Below are 16,752 nucleotides of genomic sequence, written 5' to 3' on the forward strand. Positions count from 1 at the left end.
GCGGCTACTTCAGCAGGCGGGACAGCCGGCGGTCGGCGAGCACCTTGCCGCCGGTCTGGCAGGTGGCGCAGTACTCGAGCGAACGGTCGGCGAAGAACACGCTGCGCACGGTGTCGCCGCAGACGGGGCACGTCTCGCCACGGCGGGCGTGCACCTGCATGCCGCGGCGCTTGGCGTCTTTCAGATCGGCCGGCGGTTTGCCGGATGCTGCGGCCACGGCCTCGCGCAGAGTGGTCTGCGTCGCGGCGAAGAGGCGGTCCACCTCGTCGTCATCGAGCGTCGCGGCGATCGCGTACGGCGACATGCGCGCGGCGTGCAGGATCTCGTCGGAATAGGCGTTGCCGATGCCCGCGATGACGGCCTGATCGCGCAGCAGGCCCTTGATCTGAGTGCGTTTGCCCGCGAGCAGGCCGCCGAACGTCTCGCGCGTGAAGGCGTCGTCGAGCGGATCAGGACCGAGTCGGGCGATGCCGGGGACCTCGTCGGGGTCGCGCACCACGTACGCGGCGAGCGACTTCTTCGACCCCGCCTCGGTGAGGTCGAAGCCGCTGTCGTCGTCGAGCGCGACCCGCAAGGCAATCGGGGTCTTGCCCGGCTTGATGATCGTGGCGGGGAGCGTCTCGTACCAGCGCAGCCAGCCCGCCTTCGCCAGGTGGAACACGAGGTGCAGCTCGGCACCACAGGAGAGCACGACGAACTTGCCCCGCCGCGTCGCGGCCGTGATCTCGGCGCCGTGCAGCGCCGTGTTCGGCGGGTCGTACGTCTTCAGCGCGGCGATCGCCGCGACGGTCGTTCGGACGATCGTGCGTCCGACGGCGCGCTCGCCGAGGAAGTCGACGAGCCCCTGTACCTCCGGCATCTCGGGCATGCGAACATCCTGCCACCCGCATCCGACGCCGTCACCCGCGCATCGGGGTGGCATGGCGTCGCGACGATCCGGGTCGGGTCAGAGGTCGGGCCAGACCACGGGGGAGCGGTCGTCGGTGGCGAGCAGCCCCGCCATCCAGCTGTCGTCCCGCCCGCGGGGGCTGGTCAGCCCCTGGCGCATCAGCCCCTCGTAGCGGAACCCGAGCGCGCGGGCGGCCCGGGCCGACGCCGTGTTGCCCACCACCGCACGCCACGTGAGGCGAGCGAGCCCCCGCTCGGCGAACGCCCATCGGATGACCTCGCGCGCCGCCTCCACGACGTAACCCTGGCCGCGTGCGGGAGCGGCCACCCAGAAGCCCAGCTCGGCATGTCCGCCCGCCGGATGCTCGGTGATGTGGTGCAGCCCGATCGATCCGACCAGCTCGTCCCCCGCGTGTGCGACCCACGTGGCGTGCGAGCCGTCGGCCCACCGCTCGGCCGTCTGTCGCACGTAGGCCGCCGCGTCGTCGCGGGTGTACGGGCTCGGCACGGTCGTCCACCGGGAGATCTCCGGGTCCTGGCACGCCGCCGTGACCGCGTCGATGTCGTCGTCGGTGGGCGCCGCCAGCACGAGCCGCTCGGTCTCCAGTCGCACAGCATCCATCCCGCCACCGTATCGCCCGGGCCCCTCGGCTGCGGGATCGAAATCGCACGGGAAAGGGGCCTCGGGCGTGCCATTTCGATCCCGCACCGGACGAAGGGTGCGAAGCCGGTGTCGGAGGGGACAAGTAGGCTGGTCACGTGACTGTTCCGGGGATTCTGCGCGCCTTGGAAGAGGCGTCTCTGTACCGCGATGCGCTGGGCTGGGCGCACACCGACGCCGATCTGGGCATGGTCGACGGGCTCGATGCCCCGACGCTCGCCGGCCTCCTCGAGAAGAGGCACGCGGCCGGGCATCCGCGCGCCCTCCTCGCGGTCGTCCCCACGGGGCGCCGCGCCGAGAGCCTCGGTCAGGCGCTGCACGCCTACATCCCCGACGCCGAGGTGCTCACCTTCCCCGCGTGGGAGACGCTGCCCCACGAGCGGCTGAGCCCGAGCCCCGACACGGTCGGCGTCCGGCTGCAGACCCTCCGCCGCATCCGCGAGTGGGAGGGCGAGCATCCGCTGGTCGTCGTCGCCTCGGTGCGGGCCGCACTGCAGCCGATCGCCGGCAATCTCGGCGAGATCGATCCGCTCGAGCTCACCGTCGGAGGTCGGGGGCACGAGCTCGACACCGTCGCCGCCCTGCTCGTCGAGCGCGCCTACTCGCGCGTAGACATGGTGTCGCGCCGCGGCGAGTTCGCCGTGCGCGGTGGCATCCTCGACGTCTTCCCGCCCACCTCCGACCACCCGTTCCGCGTCGAGTTCTTCGGCGACGAGGTCGATCAGATCCGCGCATTCTCGGTCGCCGATCAGCGCTCGCTGCCCGGCGACATCCCGTCGGTCGACCTGCCGCCGAGCCGCGAGCTGCTGCTCACCGACGAGGTGCGCGACCGCGCGCGGGCGCTCATCGGCCAGTTCCCCGCGATCGCCGGGATGCTCGAGAAGATGGCCGAGGGCATTCCCGTCGAGGGCATGGAGTCGCTGCTGCCGGCCGTGTCCGGACCGCTCGTGACACTCGCCGAGTACCTTCCGGCGGGCAGCGCCACGGCCGTCGTCGACCCCGAGCGCTCGAGCGCCCGCGCCATCACCCTCGGCGAGACCAACCGAGAGTTCCTCGACGCCGCGTGGAGCGCGGCGACGTCGGGGGCATCCGCCCCGATCGATCTCGGTGCGGGTGACTTCCTGACGATCGCGCGGCTGCGCGAGGTCGTGCGCGACCGGGGCGGCGTGTGGTGGCGGCTGAGCCCGTTCGGCGCCGGCCTCGGAGAGGACGACGCCGAGGCCGCCAACCTCGACGCGGCCGTCATCCCGTCGTTCCACGGCAATGTCGACGGCGCCATCTCGTTCGTCGGACAGCGGGTGTCGGAGGGCTGGCGCGTCGTCGTGCTCGCGGCGGGCTCCGGCCTCGTCGATCGAGCACGAGACGTACTCGCCGATCGTGGCATCGCCGCGCGGGTGCTCCCCGAGCTGAACGACGCCCCCGAGCCGGGCATCGCCACGCTCGTCACGGGGTCGGTCGAGGCCGGATTCCAGATCGCCGAGGCGAAGCTCGCCGTCCTCACCGACAACGAGTTCTACGGCCGCACGATCGGCGGCGACCAGCGCGTGGTCAAGAAGCTCGCGTCGCGACGCAAGAACGTCGTCGATCCGCTGCAGCTCAAGCCGGGCGACTTCGTCGTGCACAACACGCACGGCATCGGCCGGTTCGTCGAGATGACGAAGCGCGAGGTGTCGACCGGCGGCCGCAACGCCACGAAGTCGACCCGCGACTACCTCGTGCTCGAGTACGCGCCGTCGAAGCGCGGGTACCCGGGCGACAAGCTGTTCGTGCCCACCGATCAGCTCGACCTGCTCTCGAAGTACGTCGGCGGCGAGGGGCCGACGCTGTCGAAGATGGGCGGCAGCGATTGGGCGCAGGCGAAGGGCAAGGCGCGCAAGGCCGTGCGCGACATCGCCGTCGAGCTCGTCAAGCTGTACTCGGCCCGGATGAGCGCGAAGGGCCACGCGTTCGGACCCGACACCCCGTGGCAGCGCGAGCTGGAGGAGGCGTTCCCGTTCGCCGAGACCGCCGACCAGTTGCAGACGATCGACGAGATCAAGGCCGACATGGAGCGGCCCATCCCGATGGACCGGCTGCTGTCGGGCGACGTGGGCTTCGGTAAGACCGAGGTGGCCGTGCGCGCCGCGTTCAAGGCCATTCAAGACGGCAAGCAGGTCGCGATGCTCGTGCCGACGACCCTGCTGGTCAAACAGCACCTCGAGACGTTCACCGAGCGTTTCGCCGGCTTCCCGGTGAAGGTGCGGCCGCTCTCGCGCTTCCAGAGCGACAAGGAGGCCAAGCTCACGCTGCAGGGCCTTCTCGACGGCACCGTCGACATGGTCATCGGCACGCACCGCATCCTCACCGACCAGGTGATGTTCAAAGACCTGGGTCTGCTCATCATCGACGAGGAGCAGCGCTTCGGCGTGGAGCACAAGGATGCGCTGAAGAAGCTCAAGACGAACGTCGACATCCTCGCCATGAGCGCCACGCCCATCCCGCGCACGCTGGAGATGGCGGTCACGGGCATCCGCGAGATGTCGACCCTCGCGACCCCGCCCGAGGACCGGCACCCAATCCTCTCGTTCGTCGGACCGCGCAGCGACAAGCAGATCGCCGCCGCCATCCGCCGTGAAGTTCTGCGCGAGGGCCAGGTGTTCTTCGTGCACAACCGCGTGCAGTCGATCCAGCGGGTCGCGGCGCAGCTGGCCGAGCTCGTCCCCGAGGCCCGCATCGCGGTCGCGCACGGGCAGATGGGCGAGCACGCGCTGGAGCAGGTCGTCGACGACTTCTGGGAGCGCAAGTTCGACGTGCTCGTGTCGACGACGATCATCGAGACAGGCCTCGACATCTCGAACGCCAACACGATCATCATCGATCGCGCCGACAAGTACGGTCTCAGTCAGCTGCACCAGTTGCGCGGGCGGGTGGGCCGCGGACGCGAGCGCGCCTACGCGTACTTCCTCTACGACGACCTCAAGCCGCTCAGCGAGACGGCTGCCGACCGACTGCAGACCATCGCCGTGAACAACGATCTCGGGTCGGGAATGCAGGTCGCTCTGAAAGACCTCGAGCTGCGCGGCGCCGGCAACCTGCTCGGCGGCGAGCAGGCCGGGCACATCGCGGGCGTGGGCTTCGACCTGTATCTGCGCATGATCGGCGAGGCCGTCGCCACGTTCCGCGGTGAAGAGGTCGACGGGGGCCAGGAGCTGCGTCTCGAGCTGCCGCTCGATGCGCGCATCCCCGAGCACTACATCGACAGCGAGCGGCTGCGCCTCGAGGCGTACCAGAAGCTGTCGGCGGCCTCGGTCGCGACCGCGAAGGACGACGCGATCGATCTCGTCATCGACGAGCTGACCGACCGTTACGGCACGCCGCCCGAAGAGGTGGAGGGGCTGATCGCGATCGCGCGCCTGCGCCGTCGCGCGGCCCGCGCGGGTCTCGCCGATGTCGTGGTCATGGGGTCGAACCTGCGGATCGCCCCCGCGCGTCTCGAGGACTCGATCAAGGTGCGGCTGCAGCGGCTCTACCCGAAGGCGAAGCTCGTGGCCGGGGGAGAGGCGCTGGTCGTGCCCATGCCCACCGTTCCGGCCGCGGTCGGTGTGGGGTTGGAGCCGCTGCCCGACGCCGAGCTGCTCGCCTGGGTCGAGCAGCTGTTCACCGCGATCTTCCCGGAGCCTGTTCCCGTCGCCGCGGAGTGAACGGCATCCGCCCGTCCCGATAGCGGGCGGATCGGATGCCGTCAACCCGGGTGCGGGTCGGACGGAAACGGGGGATGCTGAGGGACATGTGGATCCTCCTCATCATCCTGCTCATCGTCTGGGCCGGCCTCGCCGTCTTCGGCTTCGTGGTCAAGGGCCTCATCTGGCTCGCCGTGCTGGGGATCGTGCTGTTCCTCGCGACGCTGGTGATCGGGTGGTTGCGCCGAACGGCGCAGGCGAAGGACTGAGACTCCCGGAGCCGCGCACGCGGACTCGGTGACGGACGAGGGGCGTCCTCCAGTGTCGGAGGACGCCCCTCGTGGCGTCTGCGGGTAGCGCGGCGGTCAGATGACGCCCTGGGCCAGCATGGCCGCGGCGACGCGCTCGAAGCCCGCGATGTTCGCGCCCGCGACGTAGTCTCCGGCGACGCCGTAGCGCTCCGCCGCGTCGAACGACGCGCGGTGAATGTCGCCCATGATCTCGCGCAGCTTGTTCTCGCTGTCGCCGAAGGTCCACCGCTGGCGCGACGCGTTCTGGCTCATCTCGAGCGCCGAGGTCGCGACGCCGCCGGCGTTCGCGGCCTTGCCGGGGGCGAACAGCACACCCGCCTTCTGGAAGGCCTCGACCGCCTCCGGCACGCAGGGCATGTTGGCGCCCTCCGACACGGCACGAACGCCGTTCGCGATGAGCGCCTCCGCATCGGCGAGGGTCACCTCGTTCTGCGTCGCGGAGGGCACGGCGATGTCGACCGGCACCTCCCACACGCGGCCGCCCTCGACGAAGCGCGCGCCCGGACGCCGGTTCGCGTACTCGACGATGCGGCCGCGCTCGACCTCCTTGATCTGGCGCAGCAGACCGACGTCGATCCCCGCGTCGTCGACGACGTACCCCGACGAGTCGGAGGCCGTCACGGGCCGCGCGCCCAGCTGCGTGGCCTTCTGGATCGCGTAGATGGCGACGTTGCCCGAGCCCGAGATGCCGACGCGCTTGCCCTCGAACGAGTCGCTCTTCACCGCCAGCATCTCCTGCGCGAAGAAGACCGCGCCGTATCCGGTGGCCTCGGTGCGCACCTCGGCGCCGCCCCAGCCGGTGCCCTTGCCGGTGAACATGCCCGACTCGTGGCGGTTGGTGACCTTGCGGTACTGACCGAACAGGTAGCCGATCTCGCGGCCACCCACGCCGATGTCACCCGCGGGCACGTCGGTGTGCTCGCCGAGGTGGCGGTACAGCTCGTTCATGAACGACTGGCAGAACCGCATCACCTCGGCGTTCGAGCGGCCGTGCGGGTCGAAGTCCGATCCGCCCTTGCCGCCGCCGATGCCCTGGCCGGTGAGGGCGTTCTTGAAGATCTGCTCGAAGCCCAGGAACTTGATGATCGAGAGGTTCACGGACGGGTGGAAACGCAGGCCGCCCTTGTACGGGCCGAGCACCGACGAGAACTGGATGCGGTAGCCGCGGTTGACGTGCAGCTTCCCCGCGTCGTCGATCCACGGCACACGGAAGAGGATCTGACGCTCGGGCTCGACGAGCCGCTCGAGGATGCCGCCGTCGACGTACTCGGGGTGGGCGTCGAGCACCGGCGCGATGGAGTGGAGCACCTCGTGCACGGCCTGGTGGAACTCGGGCTCGTGCGGGCTGCGGGAGAGCACGGTGTCGAAGACCGGCTGCACGGCGGCGTCGAGGGGGTGGAAGGATGCGGAGGACGTTGCGGTCACGCGGAAGAACTCTCTGTGGGGGATTGTGGTGCGGCGATCGTGTCGCGTGAGGCTGCGCCGGATCAGGCGGAAGATCTCACTCTAGCGGCCGGGTTCGCGCCGGCCGGGCCGGGCAGGGACCCCGCCGGCTCCGGGTTCGGACGCGGTCACCCGGTGTTCTGCAGGCCGGCGGCGACGCCGCTGACCGACAGCAGCAGCAGGCGCTGCTGTTCGGCATCGGCCCCCGATCCCGTCGCCTGCGCATCGCCGGCGCGGAGCGCGCGGAGCGCCCGCAGCTGCAGCAGCGAGAGGGCGTCGACGTACGGGCTGCGCAGCTGCACGGCGCGCTGCAGCACGGGCTTGTTCTCGAGCAGACCCTCGCCGCCGGTGAGGCGCACCACCCATTCGCGGGTGAGGGCGAGTTCGTCGAGCACGAGTGCCGCGAGGTCGTCGCGGTCTCCGAGCGCCAGGTATTCGCGGGCGATGCGCTCGTCGGTCTTCGCGAGGCTCATGGCGACGTTGTCGATCATCGTGCGCAGCAGCGGCCACTCGCGGTAGGCCTCGATGAGCAGCGCCTCGTCACCGACCGCGTCGAGCGCGGTGCCGAGACCGAACCAGCCGGCGAGGTTGATGCGGGCCTGGGTCCAGGCGAACACCCACGGAATGGCCCGCAGATCCTCGAGCGACTCGACCGACAGGCCGCGGCGCGCGGGGCGCGATCCGAGAGCGAGGAGGCCGATCTCCTCCATGGGGGTGACCGTCGCGAACCACGGCGCGAAACCCTCGGCCTTCACGAGCGAGAAGAAGCGGTCGCGCGATGCGCGGTCCATGACCGCGGCCACCTCGGCGTATCGTCGGGCGGCGCTGCTCGTGCGCTCCTCGACCGTGGGCGACGACGCGAGCAGGGTCGCGGCCGCCACCTGGTCGATGTGGCGCATCGCGATCGCGGGCTCGCCGTACCGGGCGAAGATGACCTCGCCCTGCTCGGTGAGCTTGAAGCGGCCGTCGACCGAGTGCGGCGGCTGTGCGAGGATCGCGGAGTTCGCCGGTCCGCCGCCACGACCCAGCGCGCCGCCGCGGCCGTGGAAGAGCGTCAGCTCGATGCCGGCATCCTTCGCCCACAGGGCGATCTTCTCCTGTGCTTCGTAGAGCGCGAGGTTCGCAGCGACCGGGCCGACGTCCTTCGACGAGTCGGAGTAGCCGAGCATGACCTCGAGGCGGTTGCCGGTCTCGGCCATGCGGGCCCGGAACTCGGGGAACGTCACGACCTCGGCGAGGATGCCCGGGGCGGCCTGCAGGTCGGCGAACGTCTCGAACAGCGGCACGACGTCGAGCACGGGCGCGTCGTCGCCGAGCGCGTGCCGGGCGAGGGCGTGCACGTTGGCGAGGTCGGTCGCGGACTGCGTGAACGACACGACGTAACGGCCGGCGGCGCGCAGCCCCCGGTCGCGCTGGATGTCGGCGACGGCGCGGAAGACCTCGAGCACCTCTTCGGTCTGCGCGCTCAGCGGGGCGCCGGCCTCGAGTTCGGCGAGCGCCTTCGCGTGCACCTGCGAGTGCTGGCGCACCTCGAGCTCGGTGAGGTGGAAGCCGTACGTCTCGACCTGCCAGATGAGGTGCTGCACCCCGCCGAAGGCATGGCGACGGGCGCCGGCGGCGAGCAACGACTCCTGTACGGCCCGCAGATCGGCGAGCAGGTCCTCGGGGCGCGCGTAGCCCTGCTCATCGCCCCGTCGGGTCGCGGCGACGCGATGCGAGAGCAGCAGCAGCACGCGGCGGTGCGGTTCGTCGGGGGAGCGGGTGGCCAGTTCCGAGGCGGCGTGCGGGTCGGACGTCGCGAACGCTTCCCACAGGGCGCGCACCTCGGCGCTCGGCGGGGTGCTGTCGGCGTCGAGGGTCAGCGTGCGGCCGATGCGGTCGAGGGCGCGCTCCAGACCACGGAGCACGTGGTCGGCGGCGATCTGCGAGGCCTCGCGCGTGACGGCGGCGGTGACGAACGGGTTGCCGTCGCGGTCGCCGCCCACCCAGGAGCCGACGCGCACGAAGGCGGGGACCACCGGGGCGCTCGCGCCCGACTCCTCGCCGCGCAGGGCATCGTCGATGCGGCGGTACACGTGCGGGACGGTGGTGAAGAGGGTCTCGTCGAAGATTCCCATCACCGTGCGCACCTCGTCGGTGGGCGAGGGCTTCTCGGCGCGCAGCGGAGCCGTGCGCCACAGGGTGTCGATCTCTTCGAGCATGCGGCGGCGGGCGCGCCGCTGCTCGGCGCCCTCGGCGCTCGCCAGGTCGTGCTGGGTGAGCAGATCGGAGAGGCGGCGGATGCTCGACGAGACCGCACGCCGGCGTGCCTCAGTGGGGTGCGCGGTGAAGACCGGGTGGAATCGCAGACCTCGGAGTCGGCGCAGAGCCTCGTCGTCGCCGACCTCGCCGCGCAGACGCGCGTATGCGCTCGCGACCGTGTCGGCAGCGTCCTCGCGCCCGGGCTGACCGGCGCGTTCGCGCAGCACCCGCACGCGCTGGTGCTCCTCGGCGAGGTTCACCAGGTGGAAGTAGCAGGTGAACGCGCGGGCGACCTCGTCGGCGCGGGCGATGGTGAACGACTCGGCGATCGCGGTGGCGCGGGCGAAGGCGTCGCTGGTGGCGTCCTCGTAGGCCTGGATCGTCGCGAGACGCAGGCGCTCGACGTCGTCGAACAGGTCGTCACCGCCTGCCTCGCGCAGGACCTGACCCAGCAGCGCTCCGAGCATCCGCACGTCGGAGCGCATCGCGTCGGGTATGCCCTGCCCCGCCTCGAAGCGTCCGATGACGCGGATGGCTTCGGTGTTCGTGGGCTCGATGAAGGCGCTTTCGGGAGTCACCCGTCGAGAGTATCCCGCTCGCAAGGGGTGCTCCGAACGCATGACGGCATGCGACCCCGGCAGCGACCACGCGCCTACCATGAGAGCGATGCGCATCTCGACGAACCCCCTCCGCGGCCAGCAGTTCCCGGCCGTGCTGCTGCTCGTGGCCGCGGGCCTGGGGCTGCTGCTGGCGAACCTGCCGACGCACGACGCGATCGCCGCTGTCCTCGATGTGCACCTGGCGATCCCCGGCACGGGGCTCGATCTCTCGGTCGAGCATTGGGTGTCAGACGGTCTGCTCGCCGTGTTCTTCTTCGTGGTCGCGATCGAGCTGCGTCACGAGCTGACGCACGGCGAACTCGACTCGTTCCGCAAGGCCGTGCAGCCGGCGATCGCCGCGGCGGGCGGCGTCCTCGTGCCGATCGTCGTGTACCTGCTCATCGCCGGCCGAGGCGAGACGGCCTCGGGGTGGCCGATCCCGACGGCCACCGACATCGCCTTCGCCCTCGGCGTGCTCGCCATGTTCGGACGGGGACTCCCGTCGGCCGTGCGCGTCTTCCTCCTCGCTCTCGCGATCCTCGACGACATCATCGGCATCGTCTTCATCGCCGTGCTCTTCGCCGGCGATCTGCAGTGGGGGATGCTGGTTGGCGCCGTCGTCGCGGTCGCCCTCTTCTGGTTCCTCTCGCGGCGACTGGGGGCCCGCGGCCACCTTGCGATCGCGGTCGCCATGGTCGTGGTCGGTGCGGTGTGCTGGGGGCTGGTCGCGCTGTCCGGCATCCATGCCACGATCGCCGGTGTCGTCCTGGGGCTCGTGATGGCGCCGACGCCCGCCGAGCGGTCCCGACATGCTCTCGAGCCGGTGGTCAACGGGGGCATCCTGCCGCTGTTCGCGTTCGTGGCCGCGTTCGTCGTGATCCCCGCGGTCTCGCCCACAGCGCTCTCGCCCGCGTTCTGGGGCATCGTCGTCGCGCTGCCGGTGGGCAAGATCGTCGGCATCTCCCTCTTCGGGTGGCTCGCCCTGCGCATCCGACCGCGGGGCACCGATCCCGCGATGCCTTTCGCCGACCTGCTGGCGGCCGGCGCCCTCGGTGGTATCGGGTTCACCGTCTCGCTGCTGCTGGCCAACCTCGCGTTCACCGACACTCCCGCCCTGCGCGATCAGGCCATCCTCGGCGTGCTCGTCGGGTCGCTCGTCTCGCTCGTGGTCGCCGGCGTCGTGGTGTCGTCGCGCGCTCGTGCGTATCGTCGGCGCGCGGGGGCGGCAGACGTGGGCACCGACCCCGCCCCCCGTGCCTCGACCTCCGAGGAGTCCTCATGAGCATCCCTCCCGAGCACGTCGAGCCGCAGGCGTCGCCCGTGCCTCCCGAGGTCGATCCGCAGACGCTCGTCGATCCGCTGCGCGCCGCCGCCGAGACCATGCGTCAGGTGCGGGAGCGCTGCGTGTGGTCGCAGCGCATCACCCATCGCGACCTCGTGCCCTACCTCATCGAGGAGTCGCACGAGGTGATCGACGCGGTCGAGGCGGGAGGGCGAGCCGACCTGCGCGAGGAGCTGGGCGATCTGCTCTGGCAGGTGCTGTTCCACGCGGCGATCGCCGCGCAGGACCCCGACGATCCGTTCGACATCGACGATGTCGCGGCGACCCTCACGGAGAAGATGGTGCGCCGGCACCCGCACGTCTTCGCGGGCGAGACCGCCGCCACGCCGGAGGAGGTGCTCGTGCACTGGAACGCCGCGAAAGCGGCCGAGAAGCGCACGCGCACGAGTGTGCTCGACGGCATCCCGCGGGGGATGCCCGCTCTCGCCCTCGCGCAGAAGGTCGCCGGCCGGGCATCCGGCGCAGGGGTGGCGACCCCGACCGCGACCGGGCCGACGACCGAGGAGGAGCTCGGCGACGCTCTGCTCGCCCTGGTCGGCCGCGCCCGCGCGGAGGGATGGGACGCGGAGCGCGCGCTCCGCGAGCGACTCCGGCTGCTCGAGGCGGATGTGCGCGCGGCCGAGGGGTGACCTGCGCGGAGCGACGCGGCCGACCTGGGAAGATGGAGGGGTGGCTACCGTGAACCCGCCGCGCGGCATGCGCGACATCCTCCCCGCCGACAAGGCCCGCCGTGAGCGCGTGCTCTCCGTCATCCGCGACCGCTATCGCGCGCACGGCTTCGACGAGATCGAGACGCCGGTGCTCGAGGAGTACGCGCGTCTGCACGCCGGGATCGGCGGCGACAACGAGAAGCTCGCCTACAACGTGCTGCGCCGCGGACTCGACGCCGACGCCATCCGCGAGGCCGCCGACGACCCCGCCGCGCTGTCCGACCTCGGGCTGCGCTACGACCTGACCGTGCCGCTGGCCCGCTTCTACGCGAGCAACCGCGCCCAGCTGCCGACGGTCTTCCGCGCGATTCAGATCGGCGCCGTCTGGCGGGCCGAGCGGCCGCAGAAGGGGCGATACCGCCAGTTCGTGCAGTGCGACATCGACATCATGGGCGACGACTCGTCGCGCGCCGAGGCCGAACTGCTGGTGGCCTCGCTCGACGCCGTCGATGCGCTCGGACTGAGAGACGCCACCGTACGCATCAACGACCGCCGGGTGCTGGACTGGATGCTCGGCAGCTTCGGTTTCTCCGACGACGAGCGACCGGGCGTTCTCATCACGATCGACAAGCTCGACAAGATCGGCGCAGACGGCGTCGCCGCCGAGCTGCGCGACCGGTCGGCGACCCCGACCGCGGTCGATGCCTTCGAGGCGTTCCTCCGTCGAGAGGTGCCCGCCGACGTCCTGCCGTTCGGAGAGGAGCAGGTGCGTTCGGCCCTGCCCGAGGGGGCACCGGATGACATCGTCGCGCACCTCGTCGGCATCGGCGCGGCCGTCGCGGTGGGCCGCGGCACCGAGGCGGTCCCGCTTGTGTTCGACCCGTTCCTCGTGCGCGGCATGGGCTACTACACCGGCACGATCTTCGAGCTCGCGCACCCGTCGGTCGGCTATTCCCTGGGCGGTGGAGGGCGGTACGACGGCATGATCGGGCGTTTCCTCGGCCAGCAGGTGCCCGCGGTCGGCTTCTCCCTCGGTTTCGAGCGCCTGGTCGACCTGGTGACCGCGGGCGACGACGTGGCCGCCGAGGCCGTCGTCCTCGTGCACGATGCCGATGTTCCCGTGGTCGAGCTGCTCGCCCACAAGACCGCTCTCATCGCGGCCGGCGCGCGGGTGCGGCTCGAACGACGCACGAAGAACCTGAAGGCGCTGCTCGAGCGGGCGGCCGCCGATGGGTTCACCTCGTTCGCGACGGTGTCCGCCGGCGCCTCCGAGCTGGAGCGCAAGCCGCTGTCCTGAGCCGAGGCCTCCTCCGCTCAGGGGTGGATGTGCCGCCCTCGGCGGTGCACGTTCACGTCGCGTTCACGTCGGAGCGCTCGAATCGGGGCATGCGTGGCTCGCGGATCTCGCTCCTCGTCGGCATCCCGGTGGCCGGGGCTGCCGCGGTGTGGGCGCTCCGGGCGTTGCTCGCCCGTCAGGCGGCGATCGCCCGGCAGCGCATCGGCAAGCCGCTGGGGGAGCAGTCGATCGACGCCGACCGCGTCTGGCGGCGCTCGCAGGCGGGAGAGCCGGTCGACCTCGTGCTGCTCGGTGACTCGCTCGCCGCGGGGCTCGGGGCGGCTCGCCGCAAGGAGACCCTGGGCGGGCGGATCGCGAAGGGCGCGGCGCTGCGCACCGGGCGACCCGTGCGTCTGCGCACCGCCGCCGTGGTGGGATCGGAGTCGCCGGACCTCGACGCGCAGCTGCGGCGCCTGCCCCCGGAGTACCGCCCCCACGTCGCGGTGATTGTCGTGGGTGGTAACGACGTCACGCATCGCCTACCGGTGACGACCTCGGTGCGGCACCTCGACTCCGCGATCCGTGCTCTCCGTTCGCGCGGTGCGGAGGTCGTGGTCGGCACCTGCCCCGATCTCGGCGCACTCCGGCCCGTGCCGCAGCCGCTGCGGCGGATCGTCTCCGGACTGTCGCGCCGCCTCGCCGATGCGCAGCGCCTCGCGGCGGTCGGGGCGGGTGCCGTGCCCGTCGACCTCCGACGCACGGTGGGCCCGATGTTCTCCGACGAGCCCGACCGCATGTTCAGTCTCGACCGGTTCCACCCCAGCGCTCTCGGATACCGTCGCACCGCCGAGGCGCTGCTCCCGGCCGTCTGCGCCGCCATCACCGGTGCGAGCGCGCGGTCCGACGCTCAGCCCGAGACGGGGGAGCGACCGCGTCTCGATCGCAGCAGCACCAGCCGGTAGCCGACACCGACGAGCAGGACCCCCGTGCCCACGAGTGACGCGACCACCGGGAGGGTGTTCACCAGGACGAGGCAGCCGAGGGCGCCGATCACCTGCAGGGCGCGCGGGTACCGTCGGGCGCTCCCGGCCTGACGGAACGCCGCGGCGTTCGCGATGAGGTAGTAGATGAGCACCCCGAACGACGAGAATCCGATCGCGTCCCGCAGGTCGGCGACCAGCACGATCGCGATGACGACCGCTCCGATCACGAGCTCGGCGCGGCGGGGCACGTGCCACCGCTCGTCGACACGAGCGAGGAAGCCCGGAAGGTCGCGTTCGCGCGCCATCGCCAGCGTCGTGCGGCCGATCCCGGTGAGCAGGGCGAGCAGGGCGCCGAGGGATGCCGTGGCGGCCGCGATCCGCACGAGAGGCGCCAGCGGTTCCCACCCGACCGCCACCACCACATCGGCGAGCGGCGCAGAGCTGCCCACGGCATCCGCTCCGCGCACGAGGAGCACGGTGACGGCGACCGCGGCGTACACCACGACCGCCCCGCCGAGAGCGAGCGCGATCGCGCGGGGGATCGTGCGGGCCGGGTCGACGACCTCCTCGCCCATCGTGGCGATGCGCGCATAGCCGGCGAAGGCGAAGAACAGCAGGCCGGCGCCCTGCAGCACCCCGTAGGCGGTGGCGTCGGAAAGGGGAGGGGGTGAGACCGACGGTGCTCCGCCGAGGCCGACCGCCACGACGGCCGCGAGGCCCAGCAGCGAGACCGTCACCAGGACGCGGGTGACCAGCGCCGTGCGGGTGACCCCGAAGCAGTTGACGGCGACGAGTGCGACGACGGCCGTGACCGCGACGGGAGTCGTCCATCCGTCGGGGGCGGCGTAGGCGGCGAACGTCATCGCCATGGCCGCGCAGCTCGCGATCTTGCCGATCACGAAGCCCCAGCCGGCCACGAAACCCCACCACGGCCCGATCTCCGCCCGGGCATAGGCATAGGTACCACCGGCCACGGGATGCACGGCGGCCAGCTGCGCCGACGCGCTGGCGTTGCAGTAGGCGACGAGGGCGGCGATCGCGAGGGCGACGAGCAGGCCGCTTCCGGCGACGTCGAGCGCGGGGCCCCAGACCGAGAACACTCCCGCGCCGATCATCGAGCCGAGGCCGATGGAGACGGCGTCGGAGAGTCGGAGACGGCGGGCGAGCGGCATCCGCCCATCGTCGCATCGGCGGGTGAACGTTCGGTAGCGCGAGCCGCCGTCCCTCACGACTTGGTCGAGTTGTTCTATTTGACATAGAATTAATGCAACAAGGAGGTCCCATGCTCATCCGCATAGACATGGCGAGCGGTACGCCGCTGTTCGAACAGGTCGCCGCGTCGGTCCGCACCGACATCGTCTCGGGCGCTCTCGCGCCCGGCGATCGGCTCCCATCGGCGAGAGAGGTCGCCGAGACCCTCGACATCAACCTGCACACGGTGCTGCACGCGTACCAGCGCCTGCGCGACGAAGGTCTGATCGATCTGCGGCGGGGTCGCGGAGCGGTCGTCTCGGCCTCTGCCGGTCCGCTCAGCGACCTCGCGCACGACATCCGGGCACTCGTCGCCCGCGCCGACGCCCTCGGCGTCACCCCCACCACCCTCGCCGCCCTCGTCAAGGAGATGACACCATGACCCCCGCCGTCCGCCGAGCCCGCACCGCCTTCATCTGGATCGGACTTGTGATCCCGCTCGCCGCGATCGCCGTGGCCATGGTGATCGTCGCGCTCTGGCTGCCCGAGCTGCCCGAACCCTCCGCCATCCACTGGAGCGGAGACACGCCAGACGGCTTCGGGCCGCGGTGGACGCCGCTCGCGATCCTCGCCGGCATCGCCGCGATGATCGTCGCTTTCGCCGCGCTCGCGTGGTTCGCGCACCGTCTGCCGGCGAGCAGCCGCACCGCCCCGCCGGAGAACGGCAGGGCCGCGGAATGGTCGTCGACGTCTCGTGCTCTGGGAGCGACGAACCTCGGTCTCGCGGCACTCATCGTCTCCACGACGCTCGCGATGGTCGGCTCGCAGCGAGGGCTGAGCGATGCCGCAGACGCCCCCAGCATCGGCGGCGCCACGATCCTCGGCCTCGCCCTCCTCGTGGTCGGCGCGGTCGTCGGCTGGTTCCTGCAGCCGCGCGCGCCGCGCGGCGCGGAGGATCGCCGGGCTGACGCGACGCCGCTGCCGAGTACCGACTCCGAACGCGTGGTGTGGATCGGCCGCGCGACGATCGCCCGATCGGGACTGGCCGTGCTCGGTGGATCCGCCCTACTGGTGGGCGCGCTCGCCGCGGTCATGGCCGCGAGCGGTGTGTCGGTCGTCGCCGTCGTGACGATGGTCGCCTGCGTCGTGCTCGTGCTCGCCACGCTGCTGCTCACCACCTCTTTCCGCGTGCGCGTCGGCCCCGGGGGGCTGCGGGTGCGATCGACCGCCGGATGGCCGCGCATCGAGGTCCCCGCGTCGGACATCGCCTCGGTGCGCCGCATCGACGTCGACCCGTTCGCGGAGTTCGGCGGATGGGGGATGCGGTACGCCGCGGGCGGCCGGTCGGGTGTCGTGCTCCGCGCGGGCGAGGCGCTCGAGGTGACGCGGGTCGGTGGCCGACGCTTCGCCGTGACCGTCGATGACGCCGAGACCGCGGCGGCCGTGCTCGCGATCGCGGTGGAGCAGTCGAAGGCGGGCCGTCGACCCTCTTGACGGCCGCGTGCGGG

The 16,752-nt window shown here is 71.6% G+C and carries 13 protein-coding genes; 8 read left to right on the plus strand and 5 right to left on the minus strand.

All coding sequences use genetic code 11. The annotated features are described in order from the left end of the window. Positions 1 to 4: 4 nt before the first annotated feature. Positions 5 to 868, minus strand: coding sequence for a DNA-formamidopyrimidine glycosylase family protein (locus RWS82_RS01715; protein ID WP_314646229.1), 864 nt, complete (start codon positions 866 to 868; stop codon positions 5 to 7). Positions 869 to 946: 78 nt separating this feature from the next. Continuing rightward, the gene (locus RWS82_RS01720; protein WP_314646230.1) at positions 947 to 1,510 is read right to left on the minus strand and encodes a GNAT family N-acetyltransferase; all 564 of its coding nucleotides are present in this window, start codon (positions 1,508 to 1,510) and stop codon (positions 947 to 949) included. A 137-nt stretch (positions 1,511 to 1,647) separates the two neighbouring features. On the opposite strand from RWS82_RS01720, the gene mfd reads away from it, so the two are divergent. Next, positions 1,648 to 5,229, plus strand: a complete 3,582-nt coding sequence (gene mfd, locus RWS82_RS01725; RefSeq protein WP_314646233.1) for a transcription-repair coupling factor — start codon at positions 1,648 to 1,650, stop codon at positions 5,227 to 5,229. Between the two features lie 86 nt (positions 5,230 to 5,315). Next, positions 5,316 to 5,477, plus strand: coding sequence for a hypothetical protein (locus RWS82_RS01730; protein ID WP_314646237.1), 162 nt, complete (start codon positions 5,316 to 5,318; stop codon positions 5,475 to 5,477). A gap of 96 nt (positions 5,478 to 5,573) precedes the next feature. Here the strand turns inward: RWS82_RS01730 and gdhA are convergent, their stop codons facing one another. Continuing rightward, positions 5,574 to 6,944 carry an NADP-specific glutamate dehydrogenase gene (gene gdhA / locus RWS82_RS01735; protein WP_314646240.1) on the minus strand — a complete coding sequence of 457 codons (1,371 nt, stop codon included), beginning with the start codon at positions 6,942 to 6,944 and terminating at the stop codon, positions 5,574 to 5,576. 146 nt (positions 6,945 to 7,090) lie between these two features. Beyond that, positions 7,091 to 9,781 (minus strand): phosphoenolpyruvate carboxylase, encoded by a 2,691-nt coding sequence (locus tag RWS82_RS01740; protein ID WP_314646241.1) that lies wholly within the window; start codon positions 9,779 to 9,781, stop codon positions 7,091 to 7,093. A gap of 88 nt (positions 9,782 to 9,869) precedes the next feature. On the opposite strand from RWS82_RS01740, the gene nhaA reads away from it, so the two are divergent. The 4 genes from nhaA to RWS82_RS01760 all read left to right on the plus strand — a co-directional run bounded on the left by nhaA (position 9,870) and on the right by RWS82_RS01760 (position 14,032). Continuing rightward, on the plus strand, positions 9,870 to 11,084 hold the full coding sequence (gene nhaA, locus RWS82_RS01745; RefSeq protein WP_314646242.1) for a Na+/H+ antiporter NhaA: 1,215 nt from the start codon (positions 9,870 to 9,872) through the stop codon (positions 11,082 to 11,084). A gap of 98 nt (positions 11,085 to 11,182) precedes the next feature. Continuing rightward, positions 11,183 to 11,773, plus strand: a complete 591-nt coding sequence (locus RWS82_RS01750; RefSeq protein ID WP_314648146.1) for a MazG family protein — start codon at positions 11,183 to 11,185, stop codon at positions 11,771 to 11,773. Positions 11,774 to 11,840: 67 nt separating this feature from the next. Beyond that, positions 11,841 to 13,091 carry an ATP phosphoribosyltransferase regulatory subunit gene (locus tag RWS82_RS01755; RefSeq protein WP_314648148.1) on the plus strand — a complete coding sequence of 417 codons (1,251 nt, stop codon included), beginning with the start codon at positions 11,841 to 11,843 and terminating at the stop codon, positions 13,089 to 13,091. An 89-nt stretch (positions 13,092 to 13,180) separates the two neighbouring features. Then, a complete protein-coding gene (locus RWS82_RS01760) occupies positions 13,181 to 14,032 on the plus strand; it encodes an SGNH/GDSL hydrolase family protein (protein WP_314646243.1) in 852 nt (283 codons plus the stop codon). Here the strand turns inward: RWS82_RS01760 and RWS82_RS01765 are convergent. After that, positions 13,978 to 15,225, minus strand: a complete 1,248-nt coding sequence (locus RWS82_RS01765; protein ID WP_314646245.1) for an APC family permease — start codon at positions 15,223 to 15,225, stop codon at positions 13,978 to 13,980. The genes RWS82_RS01760 and RWS82_RS01765 overlap by 55 nt on opposite strands. A 110-nt stretch (positions 15,226 to 15,335) precedes the next feature. On the opposite strand from RWS82_RS01765, the gene RWS82_RS01770 reads away from it, so the two are divergent. Then, positions 15,336 to 15,686 (plus strand): GntR family transcriptional regulator, encoded by a 351-nt coding sequence (locus RWS82_RS01770; RefSeq protein WP_314646246.1) that lies wholly within the window; start codon positions 15,336 to 15,338, stop codon positions 15,684 to 15,686. Then, positions 15,683 to 16,738, plus strand: coding sequence for a DUF1648 domain-containing protein (locus RWS82_RS01775; protein WP_314646248.1), 1,056 nt, complete (start codon positions 15,683 to 15,685; stop codon positions 16,736 to 16,738). The genes RWS82_RS01770 and RWS82_RS01775 overlap by 4 nt, the downstream gene beginning before the upstream one ends. Positions 16,739 to 16,752: the final 14 nt, after the last annotated feature.

Source organism: uncultured Microbacterium sp. (assembly GCF_963528945.1).
GTDB lineage: Bacteria > Actinomycetota > Actinomycetes > Actinomycetales > Microbacteriaceae > Microbacterium.

Bases quoted from the DNA above. Each gene is read 5' to 3' on its own strand.
- RWS82_RS01720 (WP_314646230.1), bottom strand. From the start codon at position 1,510: ATGGATGCTGTGCGACTGGAGACCGAGCGGCTCGTGCTGGCGGCGCCC.
- RWS82_RS01760 (WP_314646243.1), top strand. From the start codon at position 13,181: ATGCGTGGCTCGCGGATCTCGCTCCTCGTCGGCATCCCGGTGGCCGGG.
- RWS82_RS01770 (WP_314646246.1), top strand. From the start codon at position 15,336: ATGCTCATCCGCATAGACATGGCGAGCGGTACGCCGCTGTTCGAACAG.
- RWS82_RS01730 (WP_314646237.1), top strand. From the start codon at position 5,316: ATGTGGATCCTCCTCATCATCCTGCTCATCGTCTGGGCCGGCCTCGCC.
- RWS82_RS01750 (WP_314648146.1), top strand. From the start codon at position 11,183: ATGCGTCAGGTGCGGGAGCGCTGCGTGTGGTCGCAGCGCATCACCCAT.
- RWS82_RS01715 (WP_314646229.1), bottom strand. From the start codon at position 868: ATGCCCGAGATGCCGGAGGTACAGGGGCTCGTCGACTTCCTCGGCGAG.
- RWS82_RS01755 (WP_314648148.1), top strand. From the start codon at position 11,841: ATGCGCGACATCCTCCCCGCCGACAAGGCCCGCCGTGAGCGCGTGCTC.
- RWS82_RS01775 (WP_314646248.1), top strand. From the start codon at position 15,683: ATGACCCCCGCCGTCCGCCGAGCCCGCACCGCCTTCATCTGGATCGGA.
- RWS82_RS01765 (WP_314646245.1), bottom strand. From the start codon at position 15,225: ATGCCGCTCGCCCGCCGTCTCCGACTCTCCGACGCCGTCTCCATCGGC.
- nhaA (WP_314646242.1), top strand. From the start codon at position 9,870: ATGCGCATCTCGACGAACCCCCTCCGCGGCCAGCAGTTCCCGGCCGTG.